General features: G+C 34.2%; 11 protein-coding genes. 7 read left to right on the forward strand and 4 right to left on the reverse strand.

Translation table 11 applies throughout. From position 1 onward, the window contains the following. Positions 1-36: 36 nt before the first annotated feature. The 4 genes from DK441_RS08340 to DK441_RS08355 form a co-directional block, all read right to left on the reverse strand. Positions 37-3,642, reverse strand: coding sequence for a hypothetical protein (locus tag DK441_RS08340; RefSeq protein WP_109098306.1), 3,606 nt, complete (start codon positions 3,640-3,642; stop codon positions 37-39). A 233-nt stretch (positions 3,643-3,875) separates the two neighbouring features. Continuing rightward, positions 3,876-4,568: a hypothetical protein gene (locus DK441_RS08345; RefSeq protein ID WP_074407439.1), complete on the reverse strand. Its 693-nt coding sequence runs from the start codon at positions 4,566-4,568 to the stop codon at positions 3,876-3,878. Positions 4,569-4,612: 44 nt separating this feature from the next. Continuing rightward, positions 4,613-5,464, reverse strand: a complete 852-nt coding sequence (locus tag DK441_RS08350) for a hypothetical protein (protein ID WP_160112002.1) — start codon at positions 5,462-5,464, stop codon at positions 4,613-4,615. Between the two features lie 407 nt (positions 5,465-5,871). Then, complete coding sequence (locus tag DK441_RS08355) at positions 5,872-6,150, reverse strand: hypothetical protein (protein WP_074407441.1); 279 nt, start codon at positions 6,148-6,150, stop codon at positions 5,872-5,874. 309 nt (positions 6,151-6,459) lie between these two features. Between DK441_RS08355 and DK441_RS08360 the strand changes: the two genes are divergently transcribed. The 7 genes from DK441_RS08360 to DK441_RS08390 all read left to right on the forward strand — a co-directional run bounded on the left by DK441_RS08360 (position 6,460) and on the right by DK441_RS08390 (position 17,765). Beyond that, on the forward strand, positions 6,460-7,188 hold the full coding sequence (locus DK441_RS08360) for a S24 family peptidase (protein WP_160112003.1): 729 nt from the start codon (positions 6,460-6,462) through the stop codon (positions 7,186-7,188). Positions 7,189-7,545: 357 nt separating this feature from the next. Beyond that, complete coding sequence (locus DK441_RS08365) at positions 7,546-10,755, forward strand: SusC/RagA family TonB-linked outer membrane protein (protein WP_109098308.1); 3,210 nt, start codon at positions 7,546-7,548, stop codon at positions 10,753-10,755. Between the two features lie 10 nt (positions 10,756-10,765). After that, positions 10,766-12,202 (forward strand): SusD/RagB family nutrient-binding outer membrane lipoprotein, encoded by a 1,437-nt coding sequence (locus DK441_RS08370; protein ID WP_109098309.1) that lies wholly within the window; start codon positions 10,766-10,768, stop codon positions 12,200-12,202. A 150-nt stretch (positions 12,203-12,352) separates the two neighbouring features. Beyond that, entirely contained in the window at positions 12,353-13,456 is a 1,104-nt protein-coding gene (locus DK441_RS08375; protein WP_109098310.1) for a phosphoglyceromutase, read from the forward strand. 277 nt (positions 13,457-13,733) lie between these two features. Further along, positions 13,734-14,564: a DUF5694 domain-containing protein gene (locus tag DK441_RS08380; protein WP_109098311.1), complete on the forward strand. Its 831-nt coding sequence runs from the start codon at positions 13,734-13,736 to the stop codon at positions 14,562-14,564. Between the two features lie 354 nt (positions 14,565-14,918). Beyond that, positions 14,919-16,421: an aspartate aminotransferase family protein gene (locus tag DK441_RS08385; RefSeq protein WP_109098312.1), complete on the forward strand. Its 1,503-nt coding sequence runs from the start codon at positions 14,919-14,921 to the stop codon at positions 16,419-16,421. A 12-nt stretch (positions 16,422-16,433) separates the two neighbouring features. Further along, positions 16,434-17,765, forward strand: a complete 1,332-nt coding sequence (locus DK441_RS08390; protein ID WP_109098313.1) for a lysine N(6)-hydroxylase/L-ornithine N(5)-oxygenase family protein — start codon at positions 16,434-16,436, stop codon at positions 17,763-17,765. Positions 17,766-17,792 lie beyond the last annotated feature (27 nt).

The raw sequence follows: 17,792 nt of genomic DNA on the forward strand, positions 1-17,792 counted from the left end.
AATTATGATATGTTGATTATAAATGTCATGTCTGTACTACTCTGCTAGTGTCGCTATTTTCTTATTGCTTTTTAAGCTTTTTACGGTGCTTGGATCATCTTTGTTATACATAGCATACCAGCCTAATCCAGATGATTTTCCTCCAGAATTAGGATTGCCAAACAGATAAAATAAAGAAGAACCATTAGGTGGAATTTTAAGTAAGCCTAAAAACTTCAAAGCAATTTGGGTAAACATAAGAAGGAACGATTTTTGACTATCGTCAAAAGCTAATCGAAGCTGCCCTATAGAGAGTTTAAGTACCGATTGTAGGCTAATCAATTTTGCTCCACCACCCGTACCTGGTAGAGAAATACCAATGTTGGCATTATAAGTATCTCCAGTGCTATCAGGTGCCCAACTTAATAGCAGAAAAGAGTCTAAACTTACTTTACCTGCCAGTTCTCCCGGAGTTCCCATGTTTAGTTTAAAATCCAAACCATACCAGGCAGAATTATCAACCCCAGATAATCTAACGTCGGGGATTACAGTTAAGAAACCTTTGTCCTGAGGGCTTTTTTCACTGTTTCCGATAATTAGGCCTTTAAGATCTAATGCAAAATTGATAAATAAACTTTCGCTTCTGGCTGTACTGGTGGTGATATCAAAGGTGATTTCTCCTGCATCAAAATTCAGGGATTTATTTTGCTGTGGATGTTCAATTTCATAAATCATAGAAATCCCAAGATTACTGAAATTAAGACCACTTCTTGGAGTAAGATTATCGTTATCAGGACTTCCAAAAGAGAAAATATCAAAATTGGTTATATTTTTCGTATCACTTGTATTCTCAATGATTTTGTAATCAATGAATCCTTGCATACTAAACCAGGACTCATCATACCCTTCTTTAGGGGAGTCTCGTGTAGTTAATAATACATTAGTGATCTCTATTTTATTATAGATATTACTGTCAAACAAAAAGATATTATCCTCAACACTACCCATGCTATATACTGCATTCCCGTTATTAATCTGAAAACTACCTTTGAGTAAAATATTTTTGAAAATATTCTCTGGATTCCCCATACTTAATACTTCACTATCAAAAAGTTTATTGATGGTTAATTGAGAATAGCTTTCAAAGTTTTTTACGGCAGTATTCTCGAATAAAACTTTTAACGAGAGGAGCCTAAAATCATAAGTATCTGCAGTAGTCGGGGAGATGGTTTCTGGTGGGTTGATGGTGTCATCAAAGTCTGGATCTACATAATAAATCAAACCAAACATAGTACTGGATTGATCAACAACAGCTCCTGTGTTTTTGGCATCTCCTTTTTTTACGGGGCTTATTTCTACTGCAAAATGGTGTGCATTAAATGCTTCGGGATTAGTAATTCCTGCCATAATACCCTGAAGATTTGTAGGGATTTCTTTAATATCCATTCGCAATACCAAAATACCTGTCCAGTTTTCATCGGTAGCGATTTCATTAAATTTAGAGAAGTACTCGTTGTCAGACTGTTCGTATGTTTCTTTAAAATAGGATTGCAGCCATTGTGATAGTATGATTAATTGATCAGCATCTGGATCTTGTTGTACTCCTTCAGAATTAATGGTAGACGGAGAACCAAATTGATCGCGTTGCGTCCATTTTTTGGGATTAGCGACCAGGCTTTCTTTAGCACTAATTTCTGAGTCAGGATTAGGATCATATAATTTGCCTTTACGCCCTTTAATGATCATAATATTTTTGTAGTTATTGTATTCACTTCCTTGCCCTACATTGGCCTGCAACTCCCAACTATCAATACTCATGATATTGTTAAATGTAGCTGTTAGAGGGTCTTCTTCGCCTAGTGCTCCTAAATATTTTGAATTTGCAGTGACTAAAAAGAGGTCACTGGTTTGTAGTGCTTCGACCAGTTCGTTTTCTGGATTTAAAAACTCTAGTTTGTACTCTTCACTATGATCTGTATTTTGGCCTAAGAAAACTTCGTTCCATAGGGTTTGCCCTCCGCTTTGTGTTGTGGTGGCCAAAAGTCCTGACGGAGTGGTAGAAGTAGTGGGAGTTACTCCGTTTTTATTTACCATTTCTTTTGCAGATAACAATGATGTATTAGTGCTAGCTTTTCCTATGTTATTTCTACGAGTTTGACTAATAATTTGACTTTCAAATGTTTCTGTGTCCGATTCAGAAAAAGAAGTGATTCCATTTCCTACAGTTAATCCCAGATATGGAACTATCGGGAACAAGGTTGTATTATCGGCATTATAGGTAAAGCCTAAATTATTATGAATAAATAAATCTGGATATTTATAGGAAGAGCTCCCTTCTCCAAAAAGAGCAGAGCCTTTTGGTTGAGATACATAGGTAACCGTATTACCAGAAGTGTTTAGTATAGTTGCCCAGGCGGTTTCTTTTGTATGAGATAATAAAGGAGCTGTTGGTGATTCTGGTGCTTTTACAGATGATGCAGCTTCAAAAGGGAATTTAGGTGCTAATGCTGCATTTTTAGAAATAAAACGAATGGTATCTCCTTTTTGACTTAAGGTGAAAAACTCTGTGCCCTGTAGGCCACACATCATGTAGTATTCACCAGTAGTTGTTTCTTTTTGAAATTGAATTTCAAAATCTCCTTCGGGAGTGAAATGAAATTCTTCTGAATTACTATTATCGTTTATAGCACCTGTAGAAATTACCAGGCGAGCATTGTATATATTGTTAGATTCTTGCTTAGGTAGTAGTGTTATTTCATTTCCATAGTTAGAAGTAAAATACGAGTCTAGGGTAGTATCTCTTTGATCACTGTTTTTGCCGGTAAAGTTGAAATAGGTTCTTCTCGAGTTGTATGCTGTATTGATATTACATACAGAAGAATCATCATTCGGGCAAGGATCAAAGGCTTCATTCGTAACATCTGAAGGATCGATTGCAACACTAAAACCAAGATAATCTCCTGCAGGAGTGCTTTGGGCTAATGGTAGCCATTCTGATAATGAATCTTCATCACCTTCTTCCTCTGGAAACAAGTATTGAAATCCCCATTTTAGATTGTTTAAGAGGGAAAGCCTATTGATAAAAAAATTAGAAAAGCGTATACAACCCCGTAACTCTCCTGAGAAATCAATGTACCCTATTTTGGTAGGAATAGTTTTTGGAGCCGAAGTTCCTGAAAAATTGATAACCAGATTACCTGGGTTGCCATTAAGAGTAACTACATTGGTAGTATCATCTAAGATGAGCCCCATTCCATTTTGTATAGTAAGGTTTAGGCTCGAGGTAAGAGGTGCTTGTAGTCCTGTGTTTAAGTTAGAACCGTCTGCACTAAGCCCCATGAGAGATGTGTTAGATTTGTCGATTTCATTAATATCAATCTGTTCGAGCCATATCATAGCTCTATTGGCAGAGCTAGAGGAGATTAGCTCGTTTATGTTTTTTACAAAAATTTCGGCATCTGCTTCATTTTCAATAGAAGGTGCCTGTGCAGAAAACACAAAATTTCCGTTATAATAGGTGTTACTCAGAGCATCTTTTAAGTAAATAGTACCATCGGGAGGATCTATTTCTTCTGGTGTAACAAAAGCAATAAAACCACGATCATCTGCTGCATTTTCAGCGATATATAACTGATTGATAAACTTCTTAGAGAAAACTGTCATGTCTAACTAATTAAGATGGATAAAAGCAATAAGCTTTGCCTTGTTTTAAGAGAATATAAGAGCACTACTAATTTGTTTTTAGACAAAAAAGCATTGATGATGACTAGGGTTAAATTTCTGATATTCAGGTGAGTAAAGGCCCATGTGTATAGGCCTTTACTTATCTGAACACATTAATTAATGCTTACTCCTAATCATAGTGTAAAGGAGATACTAATTATTAACCTGAGCTATTAATTAGTAAACGTATAGGCAGCAGCCATAGTTTCCTGATTACTGTTTCCAGTAGGATTATATCCACTCATGAAAATAGCTATAGTATAGGTAAGACCTCTACCGATATTTACATTGTTAAAAGCTCCGCCATTATTACTGGTGATCTGAACCGCAGACAACGGACGAGCGTAGAAAGAAGGAGCTCCTGCTTGCCAGATAGCTGCCCATGAACCATTACCTTTAAGATCGATTTGATTTGGGAAATTTTCCAAACCAAAAGATACACTAGTTGTACCAGGTTTTACGTTAACGATTGTTCCTTCAAAATTATTAGTAGGACTTGGTTGTCCAGCAGCAGGAATAAATGAAGAAGAACAAATGTTTCCATAGGTCTGTGCAGGGTCGTTTAATGTAGGACCAACCGCATACCCAACAATATAGCTATTGTTGTTAAGATCCAAACCATCAAAGTTTAATGATCCTGCCTGAGTATTACTAGGTATGATCTTGCTTTGAAGTGGTGGTGTACCAAATGGAATCTCGTTACTATTCTGCCATAATACTACTTGGTTTCCAAAAGTATTTGGTTGATTCCCCGAAAGAGTATCATAAGTAATGTCAAGAGAGTTGGCCGTAATGGTAGTAATCTCAATTTTTGTTGTTAATACCGTTGTTGATTTTCCTTGTTTTTCTAATGTTGCAGTACTCATAATTGTTTAGATTTAAATGTTAATTTTAGGTTTTAAAAATGTATCTATTTATCCGACGCCGGATCACTTGTGTTAAAATTTAAGATGGCTGCAGCAGTGGTATTATCTGCCCCCATAAAGTATATTAAGGTATATTCTGTATCTCTACCTAGTGATAGGTTGTTTAGCGCTACAATCCCTTGATTAGAATAACTATCTATTTTTGTTTTAATAAGAGCATCAGGAGGTAGGTTATATGGCGAAGCATAGCCTTTCCATAACCCAACCCAATTTCCGTTTTTTTTGGGCAGGTAGCCCGAAAGAGTTTGGTAGAAAACTGATAATGAAGTTTGCCCTAAATTTTCAATTCCAATATGTACATTAGACAGCGGTGCTTTGATACCCCCTGCACCCAGAATCGCACTGGCACAAATATTTCCTGTTCCAGAACCTACACCGTATCCCACTACATAGCTGTTATATGTAATAGTAAGGCCATCAATAGTAACAGTGCCACTTTGAGTATTAACTCCTATTTCTATCATTTTTAAGGGCTCTACTGTCCAGGGAATAACAGATGATTCCCAAATAGCTATAAAATTTTTGTATGTTGATGGTTGATTAGCAGGAAGTCCCGAAAAGGCTACAGTAATTGATTCTCCGGTAAAACTAGTAATTTCAATCTTACAAGTATTGAGTTTTGCCGTTTCAATTGCTACAGCAAGAGGTTGAAATTCTTTCAAAGCAATAGGATTAATATTAGAGGTGTTAAATTTCACTACAGGACAGGATGCTAACACGCACGATGATTGATTTGGAAAACATAAAAAGAGTATAACTATACATAAGGATATAATTCTCTTCGTTGTAAATCCGTAAAGCCCCGATTTAAAGAAATAGTTGAAATTTATTGGCATTGCTATTTACTTTTTGATTTGTGTGTGTGAGTTGGTGTATTGAGTATGAATGTACTCTTGTACTAAGATACCTTTAAATCAAAACATTTCCTATAGGTATAAACCCGTGTTTTTTAGGAGTTTACAGTGGTGTTTTTGAAGTTTATAGCAAGGGTTTTACCATAAAAAAGAAGGGAAAAAAGGATGGTTATTGCTTAAAATCAGAAGGTTTACAATTATATTAGATAAGAGAGCGTACTTTTCTTAAAAGTGAAATAATCATGACAGAAATTAACGATCCGTCATCAAAAATTAGGCATATGTAATTTGAAAAAAGATAAGCTGAAAAAGGAGTTTGATTATACAGTATTAAAATGTGTCAAAATATGCAATCTATGTGGTCATGATTACGTTTGCTCCCCCAAAGATCACAAAACTGATGCTAGATGAGATCTGGTATTAGAATTTTGTTCTTTTGAGTAGAACCCGAACTTAAAACCTACGTCTTCTACATATACATAACTTTGTATAGAAACATCATAGTTAATAGGCGCATTTAATTCTTTCATGAGATCTATAATACGGTAGAGTTTTGTTTTTGAAATCCCCAGACGAGATGCTAATTGTTCTGGTGATCCTGTAGCTTGTAAACGAGTGAGTTGATCTATTCGTTCTATAGTTTTAATGTGTTTAATAATAATACCCATAACTTATTTTCTTTTATGATTACTGTTTTTAATACACTTTTATTCTGATCTATGATAAGCTTTCAACTTATCTTAAAATTCAAAATTTTCAACTTCTTTAGTGGAGTAGTACGGGGTGTAATCCAATTTAATAAGACTTAATACAGGCGAGAATTTCTTTTTGTTCATTTTTTTGTATATTTGTTTGTGAGTAATACAAATATAGTTTAAAATATTGAACTAAACAAGATAATAGTTTAATATTTTGGTTTAATTAAGATGTGTAATATACTTTTAAACTGTAAAGTTTATAATATTAACTTTTTGAATATGGATTTACAAAAGATTAAGGAAATAGCAGACGAAAAAGGCAAGTTAATCAAGGATTTAATTGAAGAAACAGGGATTAAGAAAGGAACTCTTTTCAATTATATGAAAGGAAAAACAGCTATTACTTTAGAAGCTTTTCTAAAAATATCGGATGTTTTAAAAGTTCCGCCTTTAGAATTATTGGCCGTAGTTCAAAATATTAAACTTAACAATGATGCAGCCGAAATGATTCATAGTATGGAGCCTACTAATGATACCGGGCAGGTCCAATCAAATTCTATTAATGTTATGATGGTTCCTTTGGTAAATCAATATGCATATGCAGGGTATTTAAGTGGTTTTGAAAATGAAGGTTATGTAGGAGAATTACCAAAAATGCCATATCTGGCAGATAGGCAATATAAAGGTAATTACGTGTTTTTTGAGGTAAAAGGAGATTCTATGGATAATGGTAGTTATGAAAGTTATCTTGAAGGTGATCTTATCCTTTGTCGAGATGTGAGACAGGATTTTTGGAGTAGTAAATTGCATATTAATAAATGGGATTTTGTAATCGTGCATAAAGAAGAAGGTATTCTTTTAAAAAGAATTATTGAGCATGATGTTGAAAAAGGAATACTAACCCTTCATTCTTTAAATGATTATTATGATGATATCGAAGTGCATCTAAAAGACGTTGCCAAAATTTTTAATGTTGTCGATGTAAGAAGACATAGAAATCGACGATAATTATAAACTTTTTTAAAGAAGTAGGTATACAAATGTTATATACCTGTAATTTTTAAAACTACCCTGTCTACAAAATATTGGTCTTTTACGACGACGTATTCATTCCTCGGTAAGATTTCATCTTTTTTAGTACTGCAGAATTTCAATTCATAACCAGAACTCTTCCTTTAGGTTGATTCATACTTCATTCCTTAAAACTAGAAATCGAGGTTAAATTAAGTTAATCTTTTTAACGTTAGGTTTACCATTTGTCATTATTATAGTAATGATTAAATAACGTTTCTATTTTACTAATATTAAAATTTATATACAATTTTGGCTGGTAAATTTAGTATTAGTAAAATTTAAACTTAACAAATGAAAAGTTCATTAACACTTTTTTCAGTATTATTTTACTTTTTTTCTACGGTAGTCAGCGGTCAGGAATCTAGTATTAAGGGAATAATTACAGACGGTCAAACCCCACTTCCCGGAGCAAATGTTATGCTTCAGGAAACTCAAAAAGGGGTGGTAACAGATTTTGATGGTAATTTTGAAATCGTTGGAATTCAAGAAGGGCAATACAGTATTGCTATTTCTTATCTTGGTTTTGAAGATAAGGTGATTTCAATTACAATACATCCAGAGGAAATTAAAAATTTAGGAAGTATTGAACTCGTTGCTTCTGCAGAAGCTCTGGATGAAGTTGTAGTCACAGCTTTGGGTATAGAGAAAGAAAAAAAACGATTAGGGTACTCGGTGCAAGAAGTGCAGGGAGATCAACTTACAACGGCCAGAGAAACGAATGTTACGAACTCATTAGCTGGCCGTGCAGCAGGAGTTCAAATAACAGGAGGAGGATCGGGTGTAGGGTCAACTTCGCTAATTACAATACGTGGAGAAGGTTCTCTTATTCCGGGAAATAATTCTCCTTTGTTTGTAGTAGATGGTATTCCGATAAGTAACCGTACAATTAGCAATCGAGCCGAAGGAAATCTTGAAACAGATTATGGTAATGGAGCACAGGATATTAATCCAGATGATGTTAAATCTGTCTCTATCCTTAAAGGACCTAATGCAACAGCTCTTTACGGATCTCGTGGATTAAACGGAGTCGTTTTAATTACTACGAAATCTGCCGAAAGAACAAAAGGATTAGGGATTAGTTTTACTCAAAATGTAACTTTTGAAAATGCATTACGAATACCAAAGTATCAAAACCAATACGGTCAGGGAGCAGGAGGAGAATTTGCATTTCTTGATGGATTTGGAGGCGGTGTTAACGATAATATTGATGAGAGTTGGGGACCGCGTTTAAATGGTCAATTAATTCCTCAACATGATAGCCCAACAACTAGTGGTTTTAGAGCAGGAGATTTTGCAGTAAGACCAAGGAATGCCGATGGTACTTTTGCAGATGAAATTATTCCTACACCATGGAAATCTAATCCCGATAATATCGAAGATTTTTTCAGAACAGGATCAACAATAACAACAAACCTGGCTTTAACAGGGGGTAATGAATTTGGGAATTTAAGACTTTCTTTAACCAATTTAGAAAGTGAAGGCATTCTTCCAAATACAGATTATGACAGAAGAACATATGCATTAAATGGCTCTTATAATCTAACAAAATGGTTAAAGGTTTCTTCATCGGTTAACTATGTTAATAGTAAAAGTAATAATAGACCAAATAACTCTTATGGTACAGAGAATATCATGTATTTATGGGTTTGGTTTGGGCGTCAGATAGATATGAATTCTCTTCGAAATTATTGGCAACCAGGCTTAGAAGGGAGACAGCAGTTTAATTATAACTATAACTGGCACGATAATCCATTTTTTACATTGAATGAAAATACTAATGGGTTTGATAAAAATCGAATTTTTGGTAATGCCAGAGTAGATATAAATATCACACCTAGTTTATCTCTTATGTTGCGTACAGGTGTCGATTATTTTAGTGAACTACGTGCCAGTAGACGCGCCTATAGTACTCAACGGTTTGCAAAAGGGCAGTATCGTGAAGATGATATTTTCTTTAAAGAGCAAAACACCGATTTTCTCCTGCAGTATAATAAAGCACTAAATGAAGATTTTACAATGGGATTATCATTGGGAGGTAATACGAGAGAAGAAGAAAACCGATATAAACGAATTAGTGCAAACTCGTTATCAGTTCCCGGAATTTATAATTTTGAAAATTCGGCAGAACCATTGTCAAAAACACAATTTAATGATAAGCGTAAAATCAATTCATTATATGCATTTGCGAACTTTTCATATAAAAACTTCCTTTTTCTGGATATCACAGGTAGAAATGATTGGTCCAGTACGTTGCCAAAAGACAATAACTCATATTTCTATCCATCGGTCGGTCTTAGTGCTATCGTTTCTGATATGGTAGAGTTGCCAGAGATGTTTTCTTTTGTAAAACTTCGTGGTGGTTGGGCTGTCGTTGGTAATGATACCGATCCCTATGCCCTTAGAAATACATTCTCATTTAATGAGCCTTTTGGGAATTTTCAACGAGTGAGTGCATCGGATATATTGCGCAACGAAAATTTGAAACCAGAAGAAGCTTCATCAACCGAAGTTGGGGCAGATATCCGATTTTTTAATAATCGCCTGGGATTTGATGTAACCTATTATAAATCTATTGTAAAAAATCAAATTCTGACTTTACCCGTATCGAATACATCAGGATTTGGATCAAGGATTATTAATGCAGGTGAAATTGAAAATACAGGATTCGAGGTTGTATTGAATGCTAAACCTATTAAAAGTAAAGGTGGGTTTACATGGGAGACCAATGTTAACTTTACCAGCGCTCGTGGTGAAGTAAAATCTTTAATTGATGATTTAGATACTTATGAGATATCCTCTAATTATGTTAATGTATTAGCTCAGGTCGGAGGTAGAATGGGTGATATTTATGGTACAGGTCTGGTAACAGTAGATGACCCTAACAGTCAGTTTTTTGGTCAGGTAGTACATAATGAAGATGGCTTTTCTGTACGAGATCCAAACTTAAAGAAATTGGGAAATTATAATCCCGATTTTACTGTGGGTTGGCAGAATACTTTTACGTATAAAGGATTTAATTTCGGGTTCTTGTTTGATTGGAGACAGGGAGGAGAAATCATGTCTAGAACAACCCTTATTGGTGGTACTTCGGGAATGATGGATTTTACAGCTGTAGGAAGAGAAACAGGAATCATCTCAGAGGGTGTTATCCAAAATGCAGATGGAAGCTATAGACCAAATGATGTAGTGCTTTCTGGACGAGATTATTATTGGTGGCGTTATAATCGTGGTAACGAAGAAATAGGGATATTTGATGCCTCTTTCTTAAAACTACGAGAAGTACGTTTGGGATATAATTTTCCTCAAAAAATCCTTAAGAAAACGATTATTAAGAGCCTGTCGTTGTCATTGGTAGGTAGAAATTTAGCATTATGGACAGAAAACCCTCATTTTGATCCAGAGACGATCTCTTTTAATGGAGGAACCATTGTACCAGGAGTTGAAGATATGGCATTACCAAGCTCTAGAAGCTATGGGATTAATCTAAATGTAACTTTCTAAAGCAATAAAGATGAAAAAATATATAATAGTAACATTAACAATATTAGTATCAGTACTATCCTGTACTAATGATTTTGAAGAAACGAACGCTAACCCCAACCAACCCGAAGAAGTAAGTTCAGATTTATTAATATCTACAGTTATCTCTACTGTGGCTAATAGAGCAGCACAATCTGGATGGGATAGGGGTAATATTGTAGGTCAGCTAACTGCAAAGATTAATTTTACAGGTTTCGACCGTTATGAATGGGGGTCAGAATCTGGATTATGGAATGAATATTATGGGATTCTACCAGAAATTGATCTTATTTTGAAGACTTCACTACAACAAGAAACCAGAAATACAAGTTATGAAGGGATGGCATTAATCCTTAGATCTTATGTCTTTTCTATTCTAACAGATAATTGGGGAAATATTCCTTTTTCAGAAGCGATAGATGGCCAAAATAATAACTTCACTCCTAAATATGATAGTCAACAAGAGATTTATACTGCAATTCTTCTGGATTTAAAAAAAGCAGAAGAACAATTGGCAATAGGACAGCCTATCCTTGGTGGCGATGTTTTATATGGAGGCGACCTCGAAAAATGGAGAAAGCTGGCAAACTCTTTAAGGCTACGTTATCTATTAAGAATTTCGAACAAAGTAAATGTTTCTTCAGAAATGAAAGAGATAGTAGATAGCGGCATTTTTATAGCTACCAATGCCGATAATGCTGTAGTACCCTATCCAGCGACAACACAAATAGATTCATGGCCTATAAGTACAGGTAGAATTGGGGGATTTGATGAACACCGACTTAGTGAAACCAGTGAGGCCGTTTTGAAACAATTTAATGACCAACGCTTGTCAAAGTGGTTTCAGCCGACAGATAACCCAGATGATGATCCTAATCTTTTTGTAGGGTTAACTAATGGATTAAGTGAAGATAATGCATCAACATTTAATGGTGGAGCCAGTAACGTATCCAGAATAAATCAATCCTTTTTTTATGATTCTCCAAATAGTGTAAAAGCAGCAATCATACAAGCAGCCGAAGTTCATTTCATCATTGCAGAAGCTGCACAACGAGGTTGGATCACTGCAGATGCTAAAACATCATATGAAAATGGTGTGAGATTATCTTTTGAATATTGGGAGGTTAATCAAGATATCAATACTTATCTTGCACAAATTGGTGTGGCATATGATGATAAGTTAGAAACCATAATCACTCAAAAATGGTTAGCATCATTTTTGGTTGGTTTTGAAGCCTGGTATGATTTCAGAAGAACGGGATTACCCTCGGCAATTGTTCCGGGACCAGACAATGTAAATGGTGATCGTGTACCAGTACGTTTTTTATACCCGGATAGCGAGCAAACACTTAATAATGAGAGCTACGAGCAGGCAATTTCCCAAATGGGAGGTAATGATATTAATATAAAAGGCTGGTGGGAAAACTAATGATCACCAGGTTTTAGGATAACGATATCATGTTTAGAACATAATAAATAAAAAATATCAGATGGAATAAGCATAATTAAGAGCGGTAATACCAGCCAAAATGATTAGTATGCGATTCCATCTGGTTTCTAAAATAATACATATAAACAGATGAAAAAAAATATAATCTTTATAGTCGTTCTTGCTTTGCATTTGTTTGCAGTTAATGGCAATGCGCAAAAAGAAAATTCGCCAAAAGTAATCTTGATCACTTTAGATGGCTTACGCTGGCAAGAACTTTATACAGGTGCCGATTCTCTATTGGTAACAAATAAGACGTATGTAAATGATACTACAAAGTTAAAAGCAGATTTTTGGAGGTCAAAAGCAAAAGATAGAAGAGAAGCTCTGATGCCATTTTTTTGGAAAAAAATCACTGCTATGGGGCAATTACACGGAAATAGAAACGCAGGAAGTAAAGTTGATCTAACAAACAATATGTGGTTTTCATATCCGGGATACAATGAGATTTTAACCGGGGTTGCTGATGATAAAAATATCAATAGTAATAAAAAGATAAATAACCCAAATAAAACAGTATTGGAAATCACAAATAATCTACCAGGTTATAAAGGAAAAGTAGCTGCCTTTGGAAGCTGGGATGTATTTCCGTATATCGTAAATGAAGATCGTTCTGGAGTCCCTGTTAATGCAGGTTTTGAAGCTGCAACAGGAAATGATCTTAGTCAAAGAGAAGTGTTTTTAAACCAGTTGCAGGACCAGATTCCGAGCCCTTGGGGTACGGTTCGTTTAGATGCTTTTACACATCACTATGCAGTAGAGTATATGAAGAAAAACCATCCCGACTTGGTGTATATTGCATATGGTGAAACAGATGATTTTGCTCATGATGGAGATTATGAAGCCTACCTAAGAGCTGCTTATAATACAGATGGTATGATCAAAGAATTATGGGAGTTTACACAGCAGGATGCCTATTATAAAGATAATACCGTTTTTATTATCTCTACAGATCATGGTCGAGGAACAGATCCTCTGGATACCTGGAAGAGTCATGGAACAAAGATAAAAAATGCAGGACAGGTTTGGATTGTTGCTTTTGGAAAAGGAATAACAGTTTTGGGAGAGGTAAAGAATACCGAACAATTATACAGTAACCAAATAGCGGCTACTGTTGCTGCGATTATGGGAAATGAATATCCTGTAAAAAATGCTGGGAAACCAATTAAAAGTATCGTGAAATCAAAAAAATAACCACTTCTTAGTCAAAAAAGAGATATTACATAAACTCTAACTTTTATTTTTGAATATCTAAGTAAACTCTCACAAAATGCTCGTTACTTATTCCTATATAAGCGAATGAATAATTATCAATGCATTTTGTGAGAGTTTACTTGCGTTTTATGGGGTATTTAGAATTTTCTTTCAAAAAGCAGTCATTACTTATCATTCTTTGATTGCTATTTATCATTCTTCTCTTTTTTTGTAACAACTTGAGTAAATTAACATCTTTACTATAAACGTGTTACTAATGAATCCTAAAAACCTATTTTCTGTACTAGTATTCTCCGTTATTTTATTATTTCTGTCATGTGAGAAAACTAAACCATTAGAATCGTCTAAAGAAAAAATAGAATCGCCTAGTATTGCATTATTTGGTACATTCCATTTTGCCTCTACTTCAGATTATTCATCTATGGATCTTGATGATTTTAGGTCGACTAAAAGGCAAAAAGAAATTCGTTTGTTAATAGAGGCACTTAAAACATACAGGCCAACAAAAATTATGGTCGAATATCCTTACAGAAAAGAGGATAAGCTCAATGATGATTATAAAGAATATCTTAATGGTATATATACGCTTAGCATTAATGAAATTAACCAATTAGGTTTTCGTCTTGCTAAAGAGTTAGGGCACCAAAAGCTTTATTGTATAGATCAAAAAATATCACTTCCCTTTGGGCCATTATCTAAATATGCAGAAAAATATGAAAAGCAAAAGTTTGAAACTTTCTTATCAAGTATCAAAGAAAATGATCAAGAAGACTCTAAGCGTTTAAAAAAATCAACACTATTAGAATACTTTGTGTATAAAAACTCAAATGAAGAAGATTTAAAAAATAAGAATCAATACTTAAAAGGAACTGCCCAGTTTGTTTCCGATTCGACTTATATTGGAGTACAGTTTGTTTCAAAATGGTGGGAACGCAATTTTCATATTATGGCTAATATTGATATGCAAACTCAAAAAGATGATAGGCTTTTAGTTATTATAGGAGGAGCGCATCGAGCAGTTTTGAAAGATTTTTATGAGGATAGAGAAGATGTTAGATATGTTGAAATTTCAGACTATTTAAATTAGAGCGACTTAGAATCTAGATCATTACTACATGCCTATATACAATTTTTAGAATACTTCGATCTAAGCAGTAGTATACAGAGATAGGGTAGTGTAAATAATTTAAATATTATTTAAACAACTCTATATACTGTGTGAAGCTGAGCTTTTTGGCATTCAGACTATAATTCTTTAGGAGTTAAAAATGTTTAAACCACCTTGGTATTTATTTAAAAAAAATTAAAATAATATAAGATATGTGTTAAGTAACACCTAGTTAAATATTCACGTCATTTTTTATCCAATTTCCGTCATTTAGTTATTTCAATTGATACTTAATTTTGTGTTATAATTTATTTAGATTAAATAAAAATAACAATGTTGGATACCCAAATTACCCTTAAACCTGACCTCGCGGTTGACTATCTTTTTGATGCTCATTCTAAATATGAATATGAAGAATATATACAAAAAGCTGTTCAGTATATTAAAACCTTTTTAGATAATGACTGTTTTTATAGTGGGGAATCTGCAGAAATGCTTAAGTCTCGTAAAGAAGGAATTTCAGTAAATTCACAAACTAATTTATCTTTGGATCAGGCATTACGAGAGATTAAAGATGTATTTCTTGACCATGCCATTTCTTTTCACCATCCTCATTATGTAGCGCATCTTAATTGTCCTGTTTTATTACCAGCATTGGTAGGAGATTTAATAGCTTCATCTGTTAACACAGCGATCGAAACCTGGGATCAAAGTACGTCTGCTACTTTAATAGAAAAAGAGATGATTCGTTGGATTTGTAATGAAATGAATTTTCCCGCAGAATCAGATGGTGTTTTTACCAGCGGGGGTACACAATCCAATTTTAAGGCACTTTTGATGGCGAGAGATCATTATGCATTTACACATTATGGAATTAACTTAAAAGAGAATGGGTGGTCTGATGAGGTTAGTAAGTTTCGTATTTTTTGTTCAAATAAAGCACATTTCAGTATCAAAAAAAATGCAGCTTTATTAGGTATGGGATATGATGCTGTAATACCTGTAGAAACAGATGATAAGATGAAAATGAAAGTAGATGCTCTGGTACAGGCTATAGAAAAAGAAAAACAACGAGGCAATATACCAATTGCTATAGTTGCTACAGCTGGGACAACAGATTTTGGAAGTTTTGATCCTTTGCAAACGATCTCTAAAATTGCAAAAGAGTATAATATCTGGTTTCATGTAGATGGAGCATACGGAGGATGTTATGTCCTAACCGATACCCATAAACATATGTTTAATGGCGTAGAATATGCCGATTCGATGACAGTCGATTTTCATAAAACTTTGTTTCAACCAGTATGCTCTAGTGTCTTTCTGGTTAGAGATACAAAGTATTTTAAATATATTTCTTACTACGCAGATTATCTTAATCCTATAGAAAACAGGGATGAAGAACATCCGGATTTGATTGAAAAATCTATTCAGACTACCCGACGATTTGATGCTTTAAAACTATGGTTTACTTTAAAAGTAACTGGAGCTAAAAATTTGGGTGGATTTCTAGAAAGAGTACACCACCTGGCCAGAGAAATTTATTACATCATTAAGGATGATATCTATTTTGAAGTAGCACACAAACCAGAACTAAGCACTCTTGTATTTCGGTTTAAGATTCCTGGTGTATCTGATGAAAAAGTCTTAGATACAGTAAATCTACATATTAAAAACACGCTTTTTAATGCTGGTAAAGCTTCTGTAGCCAGTACTAAACTAAATGGTAAAACCTATTTAAAATTTACCTTGTTAAATCCGAGAACAACAAAAGAAGATTTGATAGAGGTTGTTAAAATGATCAAAGAACAGGGGCTAATTTATACCACAAATAATTAAAATAATACGATGATGAGTGATACTAAAATAGTAGATTTTGTAGCGGTAGGGATTGGTCCTTTTAACCTGGGACTAGCTTGTTTAACCGAACCTATTGATGGGTTAGAAGGAGTTTTTTTAGATAAAAGCCCTAAGTTTGACTGGCATCCCGGGATGTTACTTCAAGATACAACATTACAGATTCCGTTTATGGCAGATTTGGTAACTCTGGCAGATCCTACCAGCCCATTTAGTTTTTTGAATTATATCAAAAAACAAGGACGCATGTATTCCTTCTATATAAAAGAAAATTTCTTACTACTTCGTAATGAATACAATCAATATTGCCAATGGGTAATAGAAAAACTGCCTAACTTGTTTTTTAATACCGAAGTAACTCATATACAGTATAATGAAAAAGAAGAGTATTACGTTGTTACTTCAAAATGTACACAGACCGATGACTTAAAAATATACAAAGCAAGAAAACTGGTTTTAGGAACAGGAACTCAACCTTATGTTCCGGGATGTTGCAAACAATTAGAAGGAAAAGCATTTCATTCTTCATCATATCTACAGAGTAAAGCAGTAGTGCAATCCAAAAAATCTATTACCATATTAGGTAGCGGGCAAAGTGCAGCAGAGATTTTTTATGATCTTTTGCAAGAGATTGAAACAAAAGAATATCAATTAAACTGGATTACCAGGTCTCCAAGATTCTTTCCATTAGAATATTCTAAATTAACTCTAGAGATGACTTCTCCAGAGTATGTAGATTATTTCTATAATCTGCCACAGAGTAAAAAGGATCATTTAATTCAAAATCAAAAACATCTCTATAAAGGAATTAATCAAGATCTAATTGCAGATATCTATGATCTAATCTATACCAAGCAGTTGACTAATGATGTTAAGATATCATTACGTACCAATTCTGAATTGACTGCTGCAGCGTATAATGAAAATGAAAACACTTTTGATCTTGAATTACACCAAATTGAACAAAATAAACGATATCGCCATCAAACAGAAGCGCTAATACTAGCAACTGGCTATACCTATCAGAAACCAGAATTTATAGAAGGTATAGCAGATCGGATTAAGTGGGATGATAAAAACCGATATGATGTACATCGCAATTATAGTATCGATAAGCAGGGTAAGGATATCTACGTACAAAATGTAGAATTGCACACCCATGGGTTCGTAACTCCAGATTTAGGAATGGCTTGCTATCGCAATTCTTTTATCATTAAAGAACTAACAGGAAAAGAGTATTACCCGATAGAAAAACGTATTGCTTTTCAACAATTTGAAGTGACTCGGGAAGAAGAAATTAGTATGGAGGAACCTGTTTTAAGGTAAACCATAATCAGACCTCACAGGTCTTTA

This window comes from Aquimarina sp. AU58 (assembly GCF_900312745.1).
Lineage (GTDB): Bacteria > Bacteroidota > Bacteroidia > Flavobacteriales > Flavobacteriaceae > Aquimarina > Aquimarina spinulae.